We start from the raw sequence: 15,693 nt of genomic DNA, 5'->3' as shown, positions 1-15,693 counted from the left end.
GCGTTATGTTTCCTGGAGTGATCAGTGGCTTCAGCAGAGCACATGAAATATCGGAAAATGGAGTTTCAGCCCAACGTGCCCGATACACTCTTTTCCGAGGACGAGATCGAGCTGTTGGTCACATACGGCTCGTGGCTTGCAGCTCTCATGCGCGGGGCAATTAGTCCTGAAACACCAGCCCAAGAGCGCTTCGTCGAGGTTTGTAATGGAAACAAAAATCCGGAAAGTCAGTTCGAAAAAGTCTGGGCCAAGTACATTAAACGCAAAATCTGGGAGTCAGAAAATCCAGACTATGTGGGCAAGCAAGAGGCTGACTTGCTGGTGAATCTGGGCATAACTGGTCGTGGCTGGGGCGTTTACGGCCATTTCAAGTAAAACATAACAAGGCGCATCAATTCGCGGCCGGTGGCCGCCGGACGCCCTTTTCATTGCGGCTACGCCTCCATTACAAGGGCGCCGTTGTGCGCTGGCGTTAAATTCTGGGAGGAAACGCAAACATGGAGAAAGTTGTCACAGGCCTGCTGGTACTCGTAGGCATCATTCATCTTTTGCCCGTTTCTGGCGTTCTGGGCGTGGAGCGGCTGGCCGCTTTATATGGCGTTTCCCTGGGGGAGCCCAATATCGAAATCCTGATGCGCCACCGGGCTATCCTGTTTGGGCTTCTCGGTCTGTTCCTGGTGTATGCAGCGTTCCAGCCATCCTTACAAACATTGGCTATTGTCGCGGGCCTCGTCAGCGTTGTGTCCTTCATCGCGATTGCGTGGTCAGTTGGCGGGTACAATGAGTCCGTTCGCAAGGTCGTCATCGCAGACATTATCGCCATCGTCGCGCTCATTGCTGCAGGGGTAATCCGTGTCGTCGGCCGCAACCAAATTTAACAAGGCCATTAAGTCTGTTCCGGGCCGATGGCCCTCCACGGGACGCCCTTGTCAGGGCGCCCCTTATGGCTGGCGTTAAAGCTAAAGGACGGGCATGCCTCAAGTTCACATCAGGAAAGCTGAGTTAACCGATGTAGTAGCAGTGACGAAGCTGGTAAATCGGGCTTATCGTCCAGAAGCTGGGTCGGAAGGTTGGACACATGAATCAGCCTTGGTCAGCGGAGATCGAATTGACCAGGGGAAGGTAACCACGGCTATCCAGTCCGGCACTGTCTTGGTAGGAAACAATGAGCGAGGCCTGGTCGGCTGCGTACAGGTTGAGGTAACTGATCGAGTTGCCCATATTGGAATGCTTGCGGTTGATCCTTCGCTCCAAACGTCGGGTATCGGTAAGCTGTTGCTGGTGCATGCGGAAGAACTAGCGGTTCAGAAATTTAATGCGCAGGTTGGCGTATTGGTGGTTATCGCCGCCCGTACAGAACTCGTGGAATTTTACCTGCGCCGGGGGTACTCGAAGACCGATGAGTGGTCACAGTATCCAACTGATGCAGGGGTTGGCACTCCGGAGAAAGAGGCCATGCTCCTTACCACGCTGCGAAAATGCTTTAACAATCGGCTGCACGGCGACCGGTTTTCCGCTGCTTCGCAGCTCCAAACCGGCGCGTGAGCCGGGCGTTATGAGTCAGAAAGGAGTCGAGCATGAGTGAATTACCCGAAGGTTTTGGGCCAATTTCACGAACTAGCGCTTTTACAGATTTGATAGGCCCCATCTACCAAAAGACGGATGAATCCGGCTTGATTATCGGGTTGGTTGCCGAGGCGAAGCACTGCAACGCTAGAGGTATAGTTCATGGGGGCGTGTTGTGCACTCTCGCCGATATTGCTATGGGGTACAGTGCGGCGTTTTCTACAGAGCCACCCACGCCCATCGTTACTACCAGCCAAACTGTGGATTACGTGGGCAAGGCCGAGAAAGGCGACTGGATTGAGGTGCATACCGACGTTCAAAAGGTCGGGCGCAGCACGGCGTTTGCCAACTGCTACTTTCACGTTGGTTCTAAGCGCATTGCGAGAGCCAGCGCTGTCTTCAGCGTCATAGCCTCATAACCAGTCGTTCCAGTTCGTTCCGGCCCAAATGGGCCTCCACCGGACGTCCTTTTCTCCGCTTCGCTGCAAAAAGGTCGCCGCTGAACATTGGCTACATGGACTCCCCCTGCGGTCAAGCAACGCCATTTGAATCCGAAGCGGTTTGAGACTGCAGCTCTACATTCGGCCTCTTTGTGGGCACTTCTGCCCGGGCCAGGATGATGATGCGTGTGAGCGATGGCCTCATTCGTTAGTCGGCTTTTGACAGCCGCTGAGCTAAACAGGCTCTATCACTCTCGGTCTGACCGTTCCGTCATCGCTTGCCGTTGCAAGACTCGGCTGGCAGGCGTGTTCTGCCTGTCGTTGTTGCTCGGATATCAGCCCGACACGGGCTGTGTTTTAAACTCTGTCTGGTTCATCAGTAGTGCCCAGATGATTCGGGCATTTTTTGCTGCTAACGCGACAGCGGCCCGCTTGTATCCGCGTCGGTCGACCAAGTCCCTGGCCCAGCCACTGAGCCGATCGTTCTTGTCGGCGAGCTTGGCTATCACCGCCCGGGTGCCATGGATCAGAAGCATTCGTAAATATTTGTCCCCGCGCTTGGTGATCCGCCCAAGTCGGACTTTGCCACCGGTTGAATATTGTCGGGGTACCAGCCCCAGCCAGGCGGCAAAGTGTCGTCCGCTTTTGAACTGCCTGGGATCGGGCGCACTGGCCAATATGGCTGTGGCCGTTTGTGGTCCAATGCCTGGAATGGCCATCAGCCGTTTGGCCTGCTCGTTGCGCCGGGCCATGGCTTCGATTTCCCGGTCATAGGCGAGGATCTCTTCATCGAGCTGAAGAATGCGCTGGTTGATGTTATTGAGTAAGCGTCGTGCCAGCATGGGTAAGCTGTTTTCGGCATCCTCCAGGATTTCAGGAACCCGCCGCCGAGCGGCATAGCGCCCCTGGGGAATGATCAGACCGAATTCGGCCAACAGCCCGCGAATCTGTTGATCTGCGCGGTGCGCTCCTTGGTCAGCCCACGGCGAATTCGATGCAGGCAGAGCGTCGCTTGCTGGTCTTCGGTCTTGATGGGAACGAAGCGCATATTGGGTCGGCCGACCGCTTCGCAGATGGCCTCGGCATCGTTGTCGTCGTTCTTGCTGCTCTTGCGATACGGTGCCACAAACCGGGGTGCAATGATCCGAACATCATGGCCGAGCCTGGTCATTTCACGCGCCCAGTAGTGGGCGCCCGAGCAGGCTTCCATGCCGATCAGGCAAGGAGGTAATTGTGCGAAGAACGGCAACAGCTTGAGTCGATTCACCCGTTTGCGAACCACGACCTTGCCGTGTTGGTCGGTGCCATGAATACTGAACACAGTTTTCGCCAGATCAATGCCAATGGTTGTAACATTCATGATGACTCCTCCTGCTTTTGATTGAAGATGTCAGACACCTTCAATGTGGCACATGGATGCCGTGGGAGCAGGAGGAGTCCATATCATTCGTTAGGCAACCGAGAATATGAAAGTAGCAACCATAAAGTTACTGACGGTATTTGCGCTTCTTACGGTACTAGGTGGTGCAATTGGTGCTACAACCCACGAGGGTTGGCTAACCGCATGGTTCCTACTCTTTATCTTTGTCGGGCTACCGGTTTTTATCCTGTCCTGGATTGATCTTGGATCAGCACTCAGGGGCCTCGATAATCCAAGCTCTCTGCGAAGGGTACCTGGGGTCTTGTTCGGGGTTCCTCAGGCAGTATTAGGGGTGACGGCCATTTTTATCGGTCTCTCATTAGTAGGTTGGGTTCTGTATAACTCGTTGGTCGAAACACAGTCGCAATATAGCGGCGGTTTCCTTACTCTTGGTGTTGGACCGGCAATGGTAGTCTTCGGCATCTATTGGGCTTATGCGGCGTTTATTCGAGAGAGCTAGGCGTAATGACGGAGTCTTGGCCTAACCAAGCCAGTAGAGCTAATAGGACACCCTATATAAGCAAAAAAGCCACGCTGAACCCGCTCAGTAAACAAAGCTGGTGTAAGAATGGAGTTGGGCTAAGGAAATTGCGATACAACCGGCGAAAAGGGCTTTACTGGCTGAATTTCAGTCACGGCAATGCTCTGAAGATGCCTCAGTAGGAAGATTTTGGGCAAGAAGGTTACGTTTAGGTCAGCAGTTTACCAGCGGTGAGCCCAGGTGTGCGTATGTATCCCAACTTCCTGCACTTATTGACCAGAGTCTGAACCGTGCCGACGAATCCTTTGAACGAGCTTTAGAGGGCAATCGAGACACCCACTTTAGTGGCTATTGGCAAGGGTTTATCAATAGGGCTTGGAGTGGGTGTCCATGGAAGCCCTCCATGGAAGCCCGCACAGGCACCAGGTCAAAGCCGCTTCACTACGATGCCAGATTCCTTTCGACAACGTCGGCACGCAGCACGGACTGATCCACCACTAGATCGCTGATCAACGGGCGGCTTTTGAGGTAATGGTCGGCCTGCTTGTGGAGTTGCAGGGCATGCGGGCTGGTATAGATCTCATACAAATAAAATGTGTTCGGTTCTTCCTTGGCTTCCAGTACGTCGAAAACCAAGCAGCCCTCCTCTTTTTCGACCGAGGCTTTGGCATTGGGTAGCATGGCGGCCAGGTAGTCGCCACGCGCGCCCTCTTTGACGACGTTCTTCACGACGATGCAATACATATTTTGTCTCCAGAATTGTGTACAAATTGGCATTAATATTGTGTGCGATTACCATAACAAAGCCTCAGAGCCGGATAAAGCATCACCCCTACCACGCGGTGTCCAGTACCCGGGTTGTGCTGGCTGGTTTCAGCGCCGGGCCAAGCCAAAACGGCTTGTTTCGAAACTCCAGCGCGTTTCAAAATAAATGTATTTCACAGAACAAAGAGGAATGATCCATGGCAAACCGTCCCGCCCCTTTTAATGGCCTGCGCCATCTGGCGCTGGCCGTACCCAACCTGGAAGAATGCGAGCGCTTCTACATCGACATTATTGGCATGGAAGTGTTGCGCCGCGCCAACGAGAATCTGCTGTACCTGACCCTCGGTAACGACAACCTGTCGTTGAGCCGCAACAGGAAAGGTGAGCGTACCGGCGTGCAATATCTCGACCATTTTGGCTTTATCGTCGATACTAAAGAGCAGTTACAGCAGTGGTATGACTTTATGAAAGCGGAGGGCGTCAAACTGCTGGACGAGCCCCACGACCACGGTGACGGTGCCCGCAGTTTCCATTGCAAAGACCCGGCAGGCAATGTTGTTCAACCCATTTACCATCCAGCGATCTCTGGCCAGCGTTTCTCGACCCCCGGTTGATCGAGCCATGGTTGATGGTTGCATGGACACCCACCGTAACGACAATCGTCCCGGATGCTTTAATAGTTAAGAGCTATAGCGAATTTTTCTACTTAGGGTGGGTGTCCCTCCACGGCTTCTTAGAGAAGGTGCCAAATGGCATATAATAAAACTGTTATGTGCGGAACTTACGGACAAAAATTGATGGATGTGTCTGAGGTTAGGGTCGTAATTGCGAGCGATGTCAGTAACCGAGATGGTATAGGTGTTGAGCTTTACCACGGCGATGAGATGTTATGGAGATCTTCCGTGACGACACAAAGAGAGAACGAGAGGTTACTCTGTACCGTAAAAATCTCCCGCTAAACATCGTTGAGTACGGTATCCGGCTATTTAAGTCAGAACTACCCTGGGACTACATCGAAGATGAGTAGTCATCACATAACAAGGCCAGGCACGGCGACGTCTACTACATTGCGGCTTCGCCTCCATTTCGTAGCCGCGCATGCTGGCTGGCGTTAGGCATGAGAGGTGCCCATGACAGAGAGTGATTGGAAGAAGTTCAAAGCGATCAAGGAAAAAGCCATAGAGCAGTTCTGCACTAAAGCTCTGGATGAGTTTGAAGAGGTCATCTCGAATACGGATGAGCATGTTCACAATCGCTATTTGCTGCTCTACAAGCTTGTTCAAAATCGCGACAAAGAAATGTCATTAATATTTGATGATCACAGCAGATCCAAAGCGCCGATGCAGCTCACGGCAATTCGAGCTAACGGCCTCGCTGATGAATCCTTGCTAGCGGAATTATCGGACGAATTTCGGGAGCAAACGGACCCCAAACGGTTCGGTTGGGAGTAAGGTGCCTAACCAAGTGTTCCAGTTTGTTCCGGGCCGAATGGCCCTCCACCGGACAGCTTTGTCTCCGCTTCGCTGCTCCAAACCGGCGCGTGAGCCGGGCGATCTGTATCGATACCCCCCGAGAGAGATGGAAAAATGTTAGTCCCCAGCCATTTTAGAGAAGAAAACCAAGAAAAACTTAAGCAGTACATCAGGGAATACAGTTTTGGTGTGCTGGTGGTTGCTGACAGTGATGGTATCGACGCAAACCATCTACCCTTCCATTTCAGTTGCAGTGAAGACCAACCACTTGGAACGCTGAGATGCCATGTGGCGCGAGTGAATCCTGTTTGGCAGCGAATTGAGAACGGCGCTTCGGTTCTTGCGATTTTTCAGGGGCCGGATGCCTACGTATCACCGTCCTGGTATGAAACCAAAGCGGAAACGGGGCGGGTTGTTCCAACATGGAACTATCTGGCCGTCCATGCGCAAGGCAAGGGTTTAATCTTTCAGGAGCACTCTTGGCTGAAAGAGCATCTTCATCAGTTAACGGATCTTCACGAGTCCAGTAGAGAAAATCCATGGTCTGTAGATGATGCTCCTTCCGAGTTTACCAGTCGCTTGGTTAAAGCCATTGTCGGTATCGAGATCAAAATTGAAACGCTCACAGGACAAGTTAAGGCAAGCCAAAACCACCCGGAGCGCAATAGAGCTGGTGTAAAGGCTGGGCTTGCAGATGGTTCTGCCAGTGATTCGGCAATGTCCGAATTTATCAGTTAACAATACGCGGCACTCGAATGGCCTTTTCTCCATAAAGGCCGCCGGGAGGTAAAAGTGAAGGTAAAGCGCATAGTCACGAACATTGCGGCAGCCAGCCCTTCAGAAGCAGAGAGGTTTTATGAGGCAATTTTTGGGCTGAAGATCGTGATGGATCACGGGTGGATAAGGACCTATAGCTCGGGCGAGGAAATGACCACGCAGGTCAGCGTGGCATCCGAGGGTGGCTCCGGCACGACGGTTCCTGATCTATCCATAGAGGTGGATAATTTGGATACGGCCCTGGAGAGGGTGAAGAACGAAAAAATTAAAATCGAGTATGGGCCCGCAAGCGAGCCCTGGGGTGTTCGTCGCTTCTATGTTCGTGACCCTTTCGGGAAACTCATCAATGTATTACAGCATGAGTAATCGTCGGGCCATCGCTAACAAAGCCAGCACGGCCATCCATCGAACGCCCGTTCACGTTCAGTTTGTGTCGAACAGCCGTGCTCCTGGTCCTTCCTCTGCCGCTATGTCAGCGGGGAAGTCACTCAGTTCAGGCCAATGAACCGTGTGTTGTGTTTTTCATGGCGCTGCCCCCTTCACCTTTAAGCACTCAGCAACTGGCCGATGCGGTTCTCCGCTGCGGTCAGGCTTTTAGCCTTGTGGCTTTCGTCCAGCGCCAGGCCTTCGGCATGAATGAACTCCACATCCGTGATGCCAATGAATCCCAGAATCTCGCGCAGGAAACTGGTCTGGGAGTGATCCTCACCGTAAATTCCGCCGCGGCTGATGAAGACGTAGGCCTTCTTTCCGGTAATCAGCCCTTCGGGGCCATTCTCGGTATAGCGGAATGTGACGCCAGCGCGTGCGATGTGGTCGAAATAGGCGTGTAGCATGGATGGCACATTGAAGTTATACATCGGCACGCCAAGAACGATCACATCGGCATTCTTCACTTCTTCAATCAATGCGTCCGAGTAGGCAACGATCCGGCGTTGTTCCCCGGTCATTTCATCCGGTTTGGTAATGAATGCCTGGAAACGGTCCAGGCTGAGGTGGGGAACCGGGTCTTGGGTCAGGTCGCGTGTGACGACTTTCCCGTCCGGATTCTTTACGTGCCACTCTTCGGCGAAGCGGGTGGCGAGGGCGGATGATTGCCCCTGGCCATTAAAGATGCTGCTCTGGATCTTCAGTAAGGTGCTCATGGTGCTGTCCCCAATAGGATGATGATCGACAGTCAGTATTTCAGCATTGATTAAATCGATATAAAAATGTAAATAATTGCTTAAAACCATCGAATGAGATGATGTATGAGTGCCAAACTAACCCCTACTCCGCATATCAGCCTGGAGCAATGGCGCAGCCTGGTCGCCGTTGTTGACGCGGGGGGCTACGTCCAGGCTGCCGAGGCGCTGCACAAGAGCCAGTCATCCATCACCTATGCAGTGCAGAGGCTTGAGCACGTACTGGATGTGAAAGTGTTCTCCATGCAGGGGCGGAAAGCGGTGCTGACCCCGGTCGGTCAAATGCTTTACCAGCGGGCGCGCCAGTTACTGGAGGATTCTCTGGGGATGGAACGGGCCGCTGTCAGGGCGTCCGCGGGCTGGGAGAGCGAGATTGCGATAGCGGTGGAGGTACTGTTCCCGACCTGGCTAACGCTTGAGTGCCTTGATGCATTCGGGGAAATCAGTCCCCAGACCCGGGTCAATCTATACGAAACGGTACTCGATGGCGGCGCGGAACTCCTGCAGCAAGGCAAGGTTGATCTGGCGATTCTGCCCAAAGTCCCGCCGGGCTATCGCGGTGAAATCTTGCAGCGAAGTGCGAGCATTGTCCCGGTCGCGCATCCCGATCATCCCCTGCACCAGCTTGAGCGTGAATTGTCGCTGCGTGACCTGCGTAAACACCGGCACGTTGTTGTGCGCGATACCTCCGTTAAGCGCAGCGACAAAACCCATACTGTGGATGTGGCGCAGCGGTGGACGGTCACCAACATGGCGACCCTGATTGGTGCAGTATCCCGCGGGTATGGTTTTGCCTGGCTGGCAGCGGACAAGATCCGCCACGAACTGGATGCGGGCGTTCTGAAGCCCCTGCCATTGCGGGGGGGTGAACGTCTGGCTGATTTTTATCTGATTTTCGCGGACGGCGAAGCCATCGGCCCAGGGGTTGAGCGCCTGGCCCAGGTTTTTCGCGACAGGGGCGAGGGCACAATGCTTACCAGATCAGTCGCACCAGAATGATCGCCACCATCACCAGGGTCAGCCACTTGATCCACTGTGCGCCACGGACTCCCATATTCACCCGCACCGCCACGATGGCGCCGGCCATATTCCCGAGCGCCAGCACCAGCCCCATGCCCCAGAGCACCTGGTCGTTGAAGGCGAAGATGGCCAGGGCGGGCAGGGTGTAGATCAGAATGATGAACACCTTGATGACATTCACCTGGGGCAGGTCGATCTTCAGCATGCGGTACAGGACCACAACGAACAGCGCCCCGACCCCGACCTGGATGAAACCACCGTAGAGACCGATCAGGAAAAGCGCGAGGTATTCCGGAATGCCCAGCCGCTCCGGCGTTAAGGGGCGGGTATCAAGCCGGGGCTGTGGCAGCAGCATGAAAATGGAGGCGCCGATCATGGCGGCAATCAGCACGCCCTCGAAGATCTGCCGGGGAATCCAGGTGGCTGTCCAGGCACCCAGGAGGGCGCCGGCCACCGCCGGGATGGACAGGCGGATGCTGACCGCCAGATTATGGTGGCCGGCCCGGAAAAAACTGCCTACCGCCGTGATGCTCTGCAGGGTGATGGCCACCCGGTTGGTACCGTTGGCAACCTGGGCGGGCAGCCCGAGAAACATCAGCAGCGGCAGCGTCAGCATCGACCCGCCTGAGGACAGCACGTTGATAAAACCCGCCACGCCGCCAATGGCCACCAGGGCCAGGATTTCCGGAAGACTCATGATGGGTCACTCAGGCCGTGGCAGGGTGCGGCATGCCCATACCCCGCCGGGCACTCCAGACCAGCAGCACCAGGAAGATCACCAGGCCGGCCAGGTCGATCCAGATCATGCCATGGGGCCATAACATCAACGCGCCTACGGGGAACATCAGCAGTCGCAGCCACCAGGACAGGCGATGTTCCAGGTACCCTTCCATGCCGGCAACGATTGCGTAAATCCCGAACAGCGCAAAGGTGAACACCTTGATGGCCTCGGCCGGTGTACCCGACACCAGGGGAGAATAGGCAAACAGCAGCGGGATGATGTACAGGCCCTTGGCGATCTTCCAGGCGGTCAGCCCGGTGCGCATGGCGGGGGTGCCGGCGATGGCCGCTGCCGCGAACGCGGTGAGGCAGACCGGCGGCGTTACGTTGGAATCCTGGGACAACCAGAAGATGATCATGTGGGCCGACACCAGTGCCATGGTCAGGGCATGGGGCGACAGCGCCAGTTCCTGCAGCTGGGTGCTGAAGGTGTCCGGCACATCCGCCAGCAACTGGGTGGCGGTTGCCATATCCATGGGGGCATTGAGCAGGTTCACGCTGTCCGGCGCGGTGAGCATGAAGATGGCCCTGGCCTCCTCCGGCAGGTTACCGCTGACCATCAACTCCAGCAGCTGGCTCTGGGCGATCAGGCCATAGATGGCTGGCGCCGACAGGGTGGCCAGCACGATATAGGCGGCGGTGACCGGCAACCCCATGCCCAGGATCAGGGATGCCAGGGCCACCAGCGCGATGGTGATCAGCAGGTTGCCACCGGCCCAGTCGGTAATCATCAATGAGAAGGTGTTACCGATACCGGTGGTGGAGATCACATTCACGATCAGCCCCACGGTGATCAGCAGGATCGCGGTGGTCATGATGTTGCGGCTGCCCTGGGCAAGGGCGTCCAGGATGTCCCTTGGCTTCATCGGGTTTTTGGTCAGCCAGGACGCCACCACTACCGAGATAATGGCAATACCGGCGGCGTAGGTCGGGGTAAAGCCGTAGATCAGCGCGGCCACCAGGATGACCAGCGGCAACAGGTAATGCCAGCCTCCCTTGAGGACCTGGGCAAAGCTTTCGGCGTTCTCATCTTCCAGTTTGACGGCATGGCTGCGTTTGGCCTCAATGCGGACAAACATCGCCACGGAGAGGAAGTACAACAACGCCGGCAGCGCCGCCACGCCGATGATGGTGACGTAGGACACCTGGGTATAGGACGCCATGATAAAGGCCCCGGCACCCATCACCGGGGGCATCAGCTGGCCACCGGTGGACGCCGCTGCCTCCACGCCACCGGCAAACCGGGCCGGGAAACCCGCCTTGCGCATCAACGGAATGGTGATCACCCCGGTGGATACGGTATTCGCCACGCTGGAGCCGGACACCGACCCCATCAGGCCTGACGAAAACACCGCCACAAACCCGGGGCCGCCGATAAAGCGGCCAGCGGCACAGCGAGCCAGGTCGATGATGAAGTCCCCGGCGCCGGATTTGACCAGAAATGCGCCGAAGAGGATGAACATGAACACGTAGGTCCAGGAGATGCGGGCAATGGAGCCCAGCATGCCCTGACCACCGATGTAGGAGCGAAACAGCACCGTTTCCCAGGTCAGCCCCGGGAAATTGAATATGCCCTCCACGTACTGGCCCCACCAGGCCACGTAGGTGAGCGCCACGATGCACAGGCAGGGGATGAACCAGCCGGTGCTACGGCGGGCGAACTCCAGCACCAGCAGCACCGCGAGGATGGACACCACCCAGTCAGCGGTTGAGAACACCACCCCGCGGTCGTACAGCGCATCTTCGAATCCGATCAAATAGAGGGCGCAGCCCAGGGCCAGTAACCCGAGTACCAGGTCCACCGAGAACACCAGCCGCCGGGTGCCGGGTCGTTCGCTGCGCACCATGGGCATGGCCAGGGCGCACAGCAGGCCAAACAGACCGAAATGCAGGGCGGAGGTCCACAGCTCAGAGAGCGTGGAAAAGGTATTGAACCACAGATGGCTGAGGGCGATACCGATCGCCAGCACAAAGATCACCCGACCAATGACCGGGTGATCCAGCCGCTCGGGCGCCTCCGTCGGGCTTTCCTCGCGGATCTTCTCGAGCCGGCTGTCTAGTTCCGGATCCTGGTCGGGGGACGCATTACTCACTCAGGTACGTGCCCCTATTCCGCGATCAGGCGGCCCGGAATCTCGATGCCCTGTTCCTGGTAGAAACGCGCTGCCCCGGGGTGCAATGGCATGGGCAGGCCGACAATGGCCTTTTCCAGCGCCATGGCCTTGGTGGCCGCGTGGATATTGTTCAGGAATGGCAGGTTCTCGTAGATGGTCTTGGTGATCTGGTAGACATCTTCCTCGGAGACATCATCCCGCACTGCCAGGATGTTGGGCTGGGCAATGGTGTTGATCACCTCGTCCTGATTGGGATAGGTGCCCGCCGGGATTTCATAGTGGGACCAGAGTTCGAATTCGCTGTTCACCTGGGCCAGTTGCTCCTCGGTGAAATCCAGGGTTGTGATGTCATTGCCCATGTTGGCGTAGGCCCGGGTGACCGCGGAAGCCGGCACCCCGGCTGGAATGTTCATGCCGTCAATGTTGCCGTTCTGCAGGGCATCCGCACTGGGGCCATACCCGAGGTAAGCCATATCCATGGCTTCCAGGTCGACGCCCAGCTTGCCGAGAATAAAGCGGCCGGACCCCTCGGTGCCGGAGTTGCGGGCGCCGATGGAGAAGGTCTCGCCGTAGAGGTTTTCCATATCGGCAATGGTGCCGCTGTCAGCCAGTTCGCTGCGAACCACGAAATGCTCCACGTTCTGCCACAGCATGGAGACGGAGCGCAGGTTCTTGTACGCCTTGGGTACCGGACCACTGCCACCCCACGCCCAGGCGCCGTAGAGGCCCTGGAGAATGCCAAACTGGATCTGGTCCTCGTCCATCAGCTTCAGGTTCTCGCCGGAGCCGGCGGAGCTGATGGCAGACACGGAGATATTCTCGGTGGGCTCAAGTTTGACCTTGATCAGGGTGGAAATCGCGACCCCTACCGGGTAATAGGTGCCACCGGTGGTGGCGGTTCCCATGATGTAGTTCCCCTCGGCCTGGGCATTGAGGGAAACCCCGAGTGTCGCGGCGGCAAGCATCGCCGTGGCGGATTTCAGGAACTGGCGCTTGTTCATGACGGTGTCCTTACTGATTGGTCGGAACGAGGGTTCTTATGGGGTTGTTTATCCCGATCAATCTAGACCAGGCCAGGACAATCGGCCACCTTATCGAGTAAGCCATTAGGCGTAGATGACCTGGTGGTATCCATTGCCGGACGGACGGTCGCCCGTGACACCATCGTGTTTTCCGGTACAGTGACCGTTATTCATCCACATCTCGAGAAGAGGCCGATGTATGACCGATAACACCTACACCCCACCGAAAGTCTGGAAATGGGACTCCGCCAGCGGTGGCGCGTTTGCCAACATCAACCGTCCCATTGCCGGCCCGACCCATGATAAAGAGCTTCCGGTGGGCAAGCACCCGTTGCAGCTGTATTCCCTGGCCACGCCCAACGGCGTGAAGGTGACGGTGATGCTGGAAGAGCTGTTGGCCCTCGGGTTTGAGGGGGCAGAGTACGACGCCCACCTGATCCGGATTAGCGAGGGGGACCAGTTTGGTAGTGGCTTTGTGGAGGTGAACCCGAACTCCAAGATTCCGGCGATGATGGACTACAGCACCAACCCGCCGGTGCGGTTGTTCGAATCAGGGTCGATTCTGCTGTATCTCGCCGAGAAGTTTGGCGCCTTTGTGCCCGAAGACGTTGCCGGTCGCGCCGAGTGTATGAACTGGCTGTTCTGGCAAATGGGCAGTGCGCCGATGCTGGGTGGCGGCTTTGGTCACTTCTATGCCTATGCCCCCGAGAAGTACGAATACCCGATCAACCGCTACGCCATGGAAGTGAAACGCCAACTGGATGTACTGGATCGCCAGCTGGCGGACCGCCCGTACATTGCCGGCGATGAATACACCATTGCCGATATGGCGATCTGGCCCTGGTACGGGGCGCTGGTCAAGAACAAGGTCTACGAAGCGGCGGAGTTCCTGGAAGCCCATACCTACACCAACGTGGTTCGCTGGACGGATGAGATCGCCAAGCGCCCGGCTGTGCAACGTGGCCGTATGGTCAACCGGACCTGGGGCGAGCCGTCGAGCCAGCTCCATGAGCGGCACGACGCCAGTGATTTCGAGTTCCGCACTCAGGACAAGCTGGAGACTTCCTCCTGAACCGGTGCCCGCTTTAAGGGGTGACCTGATACGGCGTGAGCTTTGGCCTTCCCGGCGAACTCTAGGTCGTAGTCTTTCAGTTTGAATACGTTCAGCCGGCGCTTCAGGGCGCTCAAAGACCAGGGCCAGGCGGCGAAGTTGCGGCCGTTCTGGTCCAGGTAGTAGCTGCTGCAGCCGCCGGCATTGAAGACGGTGGTTTGCAGGTTTTTCTGGACCCGTTGGTTGTGCTGCTTCAGCACCGAGGGTTTGATGCTCAGCTTGCTGATGCGCCTTTCCCTGATCTTCCACAGACCGTCAATGATGTAGTCGAGCTGTGCTTCCGCCAGCCGTATGAACGAGTCATACACCAGCACGTTGGGGCCGAGGATCAGGAAGGCGTTCGGGGAGTTTTCCAGTGTGGTGCCCAGGTACGCCTCCGGCGAGCTGCTCTGCCACAGGTCGGCCCAGCGTTCCCCGTTGGCGTTGAACACCTTGTTGCCGATGGGCGGGTGGGAAACGTCGAACCCGGTGCCCCAGATGATCACATCCACTTCGCGGCGTTCGCCGTTGGCGGCGATGACCGTATTGCCTTCCACTTTCACCAGCCCGCTGGAAATCAGCGAGGTGTTGTCGGCCTGCAGGGCGTCGTAATAATCGTTGGCAAACAGGATGCGTTTGCAGCCGATGTCGAAGTTCGGGGTCACCGCCTTGCGCAGTTCCGGGTCCTGTATCTGCAGCTTCAGCAACTGCCTGGCGGCCACATTGACGGGCTTGAGGAAGGTCGGGTTACGCAGGCCGAAATTGATCACGTTCAGCGAGCCGGCGACGGCCTTGCGCCAGGTGCCCTGGATCGCCGGGAACCGGTCGATCACCTGCTTGCTGGTGTCACCCAGTTGCATGTCGGGCTTGGGCAGCACCCAGGGGGCCGTGCGCTGGAAAACGTGGAGTTCTCCCACTTGCGGCTGGATACGGGGCACGAACTGGATCGCCGAGGCGCCGGTGCCGATGACAGCAACACGCTTGCCGGTCAGGTCGTAATCGTGGTTCCAGCGGGCGGAGTGGAACATCTCGCCCTTGAACGAATCCAGTCCCGGAATTGCCGGGATCTTTGATTCGGTGATCGGACCGGTAGCGAAGACCACGGTTCTGGAGAGGTACTGACCGCTGCTGGTATCCAGTCGCCAGAGGTGGCGTTCGTCGTCCCAGGCGGCGCGGTTCAGTTCGTTGTTGAACTCGATCAGCGGGGTGATGCCGAAGTCGTCGCTGACGTTTTCCAGGTAGTCCAGAATTTCCGGCTGTTTGGCAAACAGGTTGCTCCACTTGCTGCTCGGGGCAAATGAGTAGGAATAGAGCGATGACGGCACATCACAGCCACAGCCGGGGTAGGTGTTTTCCCGCCAGGTGCCACCGACCCGGCTGGCCTTCTCGATGATTTTGAAGTTGTGGTAGCCGGTTTTCTTCAGCTTGATCGCCGTAGCCAGCCCGGAAATGCCCGCGCCGACAATAAAGGTGTCGTAGACAGTGTCCGCGGCGGAGGCGTTGGTGTTTGAAGTTGCCATGTGTTGTGACCGTCATTGAATGCTGTGGTTTGAAGGGCCTGC

Annotated in this window: 17 protein-coding genes and 1 pseudogene; 11 read left to right on the top strand and 7 right to left on the bottom strand. The window is 56.7% G+C overall.

Annotated elements, in window-relative coordinates; translation table 11 throughout:
• Window positions 1-24 precede the first annotated feature (24 nt).
• From maoP to ACJO5Y_RS20125, 4 genes are all read left to right on the top strand, one after another.
• Window positions 25-375, top strand: a complete 351-nt coding sequence (gene maoP / locus ACJO5Y_RS20140) for a DUF413 domain-containing protein (protein ID WP_061333867.1) — start codon at window positions 25-27, stop codon at window positions 373-375.
• Window positions 376-497: 122 nt separating this feature from the next.
• Entirely contained in the window at window positions 498-878 is a 381-nt protein-coding gene (locus ACJO5Y_RS20135) for a hypothetical protein (protein ID WP_027831701.1), read from the top strand.
• A gap of 94 nt (window positions 879-972) precedes the next feature.
• Window positions 973-1,545 (top strand): GNAT family N-acetyltransferase, encoded by a 573-nt coding sequence (locus tag ACJO5Y_RS20130; RefSeq protein ID WP_406989650.1) that lies wholly within the window; start codon window positions 973-975, stop codon window positions 1,543-1,545.
• A 32-nt stretch (window positions 1,546-1,577) separates the two neighbouring features.
• Window positions 1,578-1,985 carry a PaaI family thioesterase gene (locus ACJO5Y_RS20125; RefSeq protein ID WP_406989649.1) on the top strand — a complete coding sequence of 136 codons (408 nt, stop codon included), beginning with the start codon at window positions 1,578-1,580 and terminating at the stop codon, window positions 1,983-1,985.
• Window positions 1,986-2,341: 356 nt separating this feature from the next.
• On the opposite strand, the pseudogene ACJO5Y_RS20120 reads toward ACJO5Y_RS20125, so the two are convergent.
• Window positions 2,342-3,366, bottom strand: a pseudogene (locus tag ACJO5Y_RS20120) (IS110 family RNA-guided transposase).
• A gap of 106 nt (window positions 3,367-3,472) precedes the next feature.
• On the opposite strand from ACJO5Y_RS20120, the gene ACJO5Y_RS20115 reads away from it, so the two are divergent.
• The gene (locus tag ACJO5Y_RS20115) at window positions 3,473-3,886 is read left to right on the top strand and encodes a hypothetical protein (protein ID WP_406989648.1); all 414 of its coding nucleotides are present in this window, start codon (window positions 3,473-3,475) and stop codon (window positions 3,884-3,886) included.
• Between the two features lie 462 nt (window positions 3,887-4,348).
• Here ACJO5Y_RS20115 and ACJO5Y_RS20110 read toward each other — a convergent pair whose 3' ends face one another.
• A complete protein-coding gene (locus ACJO5Y_RS20110) occupies window positions 4,349-4,651 on the bottom strand; it encodes a putative quinol monooxygenase (protein WP_406989646.1) in 303 nt (100 codons plus the stop codon).
• 218 nt (window positions 4,652-4,869) lie between these two features.
• On the opposite strand from ACJO5Y_RS20110, the gene ACJO5Y_RS20105 reads away from it, so the two are divergent.
• The 4 genes from ACJO5Y_RS20105 (at window position 4,870) to ACJO5Y_RS20090 (ending at window position 7,287) form a co-directional block, all read left to right on the top strand.
• A complete protein-coding gene (locus ACJO5Y_RS20105) occupies window positions 4,870-5,286 on the top strand; it encodes a VOC family protein (RefSeq protein ID WP_406989645.1) in 417 nt (138 codons plus the stop codon).
• A gap of 516 nt (window positions 5,287-5,802) precedes the next feature.
• Window positions 5,803-6,123 (top strand): hypothetical protein, encoded by a 321-nt coding sequence (locus ACJO5Y_RS20100; protein WP_406989643.1) that lies wholly within the window; start codon window positions 5,803-5,805, stop codon window positions 6,121-6,123.
• A 135-nt stretch (window positions 6,124-6,258) separates the two neighbouring features.
• Window positions 6,259-6,882 (top strand): FMN-binding negative transcriptional regulator, encoded by a 624-nt coding sequence (locus ACJO5Y_RS20095; protein ID WP_406989642.1) that lies wholly within the window; start codon window positions 6,259-6,261, stop codon window positions 6,880-6,882.
• A 54-nt stretch (window positions 6,883-6,936) separates the two neighbouring features.
• Window positions 6,937-7,287 (top strand): VOC family protein, encoded by a 351-nt coding sequence (locus tag ACJO5Y_RS20090; RefSeq protein WP_406989640.1) that lies wholly within the window; start codon window positions 6,937-6,939, stop codon window positions 7,285-7,287.
• Between the two features lie 179 nt (window positions 7,288-7,466).
• On the opposite strand, the gene ACJO5Y_RS20085 is transcribed toward ACJO5Y_RS20090, so the two are convergent.
• The gene (locus ACJO5Y_RS20085) at window positions 7,467-8,066 is read right to left on the bottom strand and encodes an FMN-dependent NADH-azoreductase (RefSeq protein ID WP_406989639.1); all 600 of its coding nucleotides are present in this window, start codon (window positions 8,064-8,066) and stop codon (window positions 7,467-7,469) included.
• Between the two features lie 105 nt (window positions 8,067-8,171).
• On the opposite strand from ACJO5Y_RS20085, the gene ACJO5Y_RS20080 reads away from it, so the two are divergent.
• Window positions 8,172-9,104 (top strand): LysR family transcriptional regulator, encoded by a 933-nt coding sequence (locus tag ACJO5Y_RS20080; protein WP_406989638.1) that lies wholly within the window; start codon window positions 8,172-8,174, stop codon window positions 9,102-9,104.
• On the opposite strand, the gene ACJO5Y_RS20075 is transcribed toward ACJO5Y_RS20080, so the two are convergent.
• Genes ACJO5Y_RS20075 through ACJO5Y_RS20065 form a run of 3 tightly spaced genes read right to left on the bottom strand, consistent with a single transcriptional unit; the run spans window position 9,079 to window position 13,020 of the window.
• Window positions 9,079-9,822, bottom strand: coding sequence for a sulfite exporter TauE/SafE family protein (locus tag ACJO5Y_RS20075; protein WP_406989637.1), 744 nt, complete (start codon window positions 9,820-9,822; stop codon window positions 9,079-9,081). The two genes, ACJO5Y_RS20080 and ACJO5Y_RS20075, sit on opposite strands and share 26 nt — an antisense overlap.
• A 10-nt stretch (window positions 9,823-9,832) precedes the next feature.
• Window positions 9,833-11,998 carry a TRAP transporter permease gene (locus ACJO5Y_RS20070; protein ID WP_406989635.1) on the bottom strand — a complete coding sequence of 722 codons (2,166 nt, stop codon included), beginning with the start codon at window positions 11,996-11,998 and terminating at the stop codon, window positions 9,833-9,835.
• Between the two features lie 14 nt (window positions 11,999-12,012).
• Window positions 12,013-13,020, bottom strand: coding sequence for a TAXI family TRAP transporter solute-binding subunit (locus ACJO5Y_RS20065; protein ID WP_406989634.1), 1,008 nt, complete (start codon window positions 13,018-13,020; stop codon window positions 12,013-12,015).
• Between the two features lie 220 nt (window positions 13,021-13,240).
• Between ACJO5Y_RS20065 and yghU the strand changes: the two genes are divergently transcribed.
• The gene (gene yghU / locus ACJO5Y_RS20060; RefSeq protein ID WP_406989632.1) at window positions 13,241-14,113 is read left to right on the top strand and encodes a glutathione-dependent disulfide-bond oxidoreductase; all 873 of its coding nucleotides are present in this window, start codon (window positions 13,241-13,243) and stop codon (window positions 14,111-14,113) included.
• On the opposite strand, the gene ACJO5Y_RS20055 is transcribed toward yghU, so the two are convergent.
• Window positions 14,086-15,651 carry a flavin-containing monooxygenase gene (locus ACJO5Y_RS20055; RefSeq protein ID WP_406989631.1) on the bottom strand — a complete coding sequence of 522 codons (1,566 nt, stop codon included), beginning with the start codon at window positions 15,649-15,651 and terminating at the stop codon, window positions 14,086-14,088. The two genes, yghU and ACJO5Y_RS20055, sit on opposite strands and share 28 nt — an antisense overlap.
• Between the last annotated feature and the right edge of the window lie 42 nt (window positions 15,652-15,693).

The organism is Marinobacter alkalisoli (genome assembly GCF_045449855.1).
In the GTDB taxonomy this organism is placed as follows: domain Bacteria; phylum Pseudomonadota; class Gammaproteobacteria; order Pseudomonadales; family Oleiphilaceae; genus Marinobacter.
This window is presented reverse-complemented; position numbering and strand designations above follow the sequence as displayed.

What these genes read in the sequence shown, in the direction of transcription:
- ACJO5Y_RS20135 (WP_027831701.1), top strand. Translation starts at nt 498, where the DNA reads ATGGAGAAAGTTGTCACAGGCCTGCTGGTACTCGTAGGCATCATTCAT.
- ACJO5Y_RS20130 (WP_406989650.1), top strand. Translation starts at nt 973, where the DNA reads ATGCCTCAAGTTCACATCAGGAAAGCTGAGTTAACCGATGTAGTAGCA.
- ACJO5Y_RS20125 (WP_406989649.1), top strand. Translation starts at nt 1,578, where the DNA reads ATGAGTGAATTACCCGAAGGTTTTGGGCCAATTTCACGAACTAGCGCT.
- ACJO5Y_RS20115 (WP_406989648.1), top strand. Translation starts at nt 3,473, where the DNA reads ATGAAAGTAGCAACCATAAAGTTACTGACGGTATTTGCGCTTCTTACG.
- ACJO5Y_RS20110 (WP_406989646.1), bottom strand. Translation starts at nt 4,651, where the DNA reads ATGTATTGCATCGTCGTGAAGAACGTCGTCAAAGAGGGCGCGCGTGGC.
- ACJO5Y_RS20105 (WP_406989645.1), top strand. Translation starts at nt 4,870, where the DNA reads ATGGCAAACCGTCCCGCCCCTTTTAATGGCCTGCGCCATCTGGCGCTG.
- ACJO5Y_RS20100 (WP_406989643.1), top strand. Translation starts at nt 5,803, where the DNA reads ATGACAGAGAGTGATTGGAAGAAGTTCAAAGCGATCAAGGAAAAAGCC.
- ACJO5Y_RS20095 (WP_406989642.1), top strand. Translation starts at nt 6,259, where the DNA reads ATGTTAGTCCCCAGCCATTTTAGAGAAGAAAACCAAGAAAAACTTAAG.
- ACJO5Y_RS20085 (WP_406989639.1), bottom strand. Translation starts at nt 8,066, where the DNA reads ATGAGCACCTTACTGAAGATCCAGAGCAGCATCTTTAATGGCCAGGGG.
- ACJO5Y_RS20080 (WP_406989638.1), top strand. Translation starts at nt 8,172, where the DNA reads ATGAGTGCCAAACTAACCCCTACTCCGCATATCAGCCTGGAGCAATGG.
- ACJO5Y_RS20075 (WP_406989637.1), bottom strand. Translation starts at nt 9,822, where the DNA reads ATGAGTCTTCCGGAAATCCTGGCCCTGGTGGCCATTGGCGGCGTGGCG.
- ACJO5Y_RS20065 (WP_406989634.1), bottom strand. Translation starts at nt 13,020, where the DNA reads ATGAACAAGCGCCAGTTCCTGAAATCCGCCACGGCGATGCTTGCCGCC.
- yghU (WP_406989632.1), top strand. Translation starts at nt 13,241, where the DNA reads ATGACCGATAACACCTACACCCCACCGAAAGTCTGGAAATGGGACTCC.
- ACJO5Y_RS20055 (WP_406989631.1), bottom strand. Translation starts at nt 15,651, where the DNA reads ATGGCAACTTCAAACACCAACGCCTCCGCCGCGGACACTGTCTACGAC.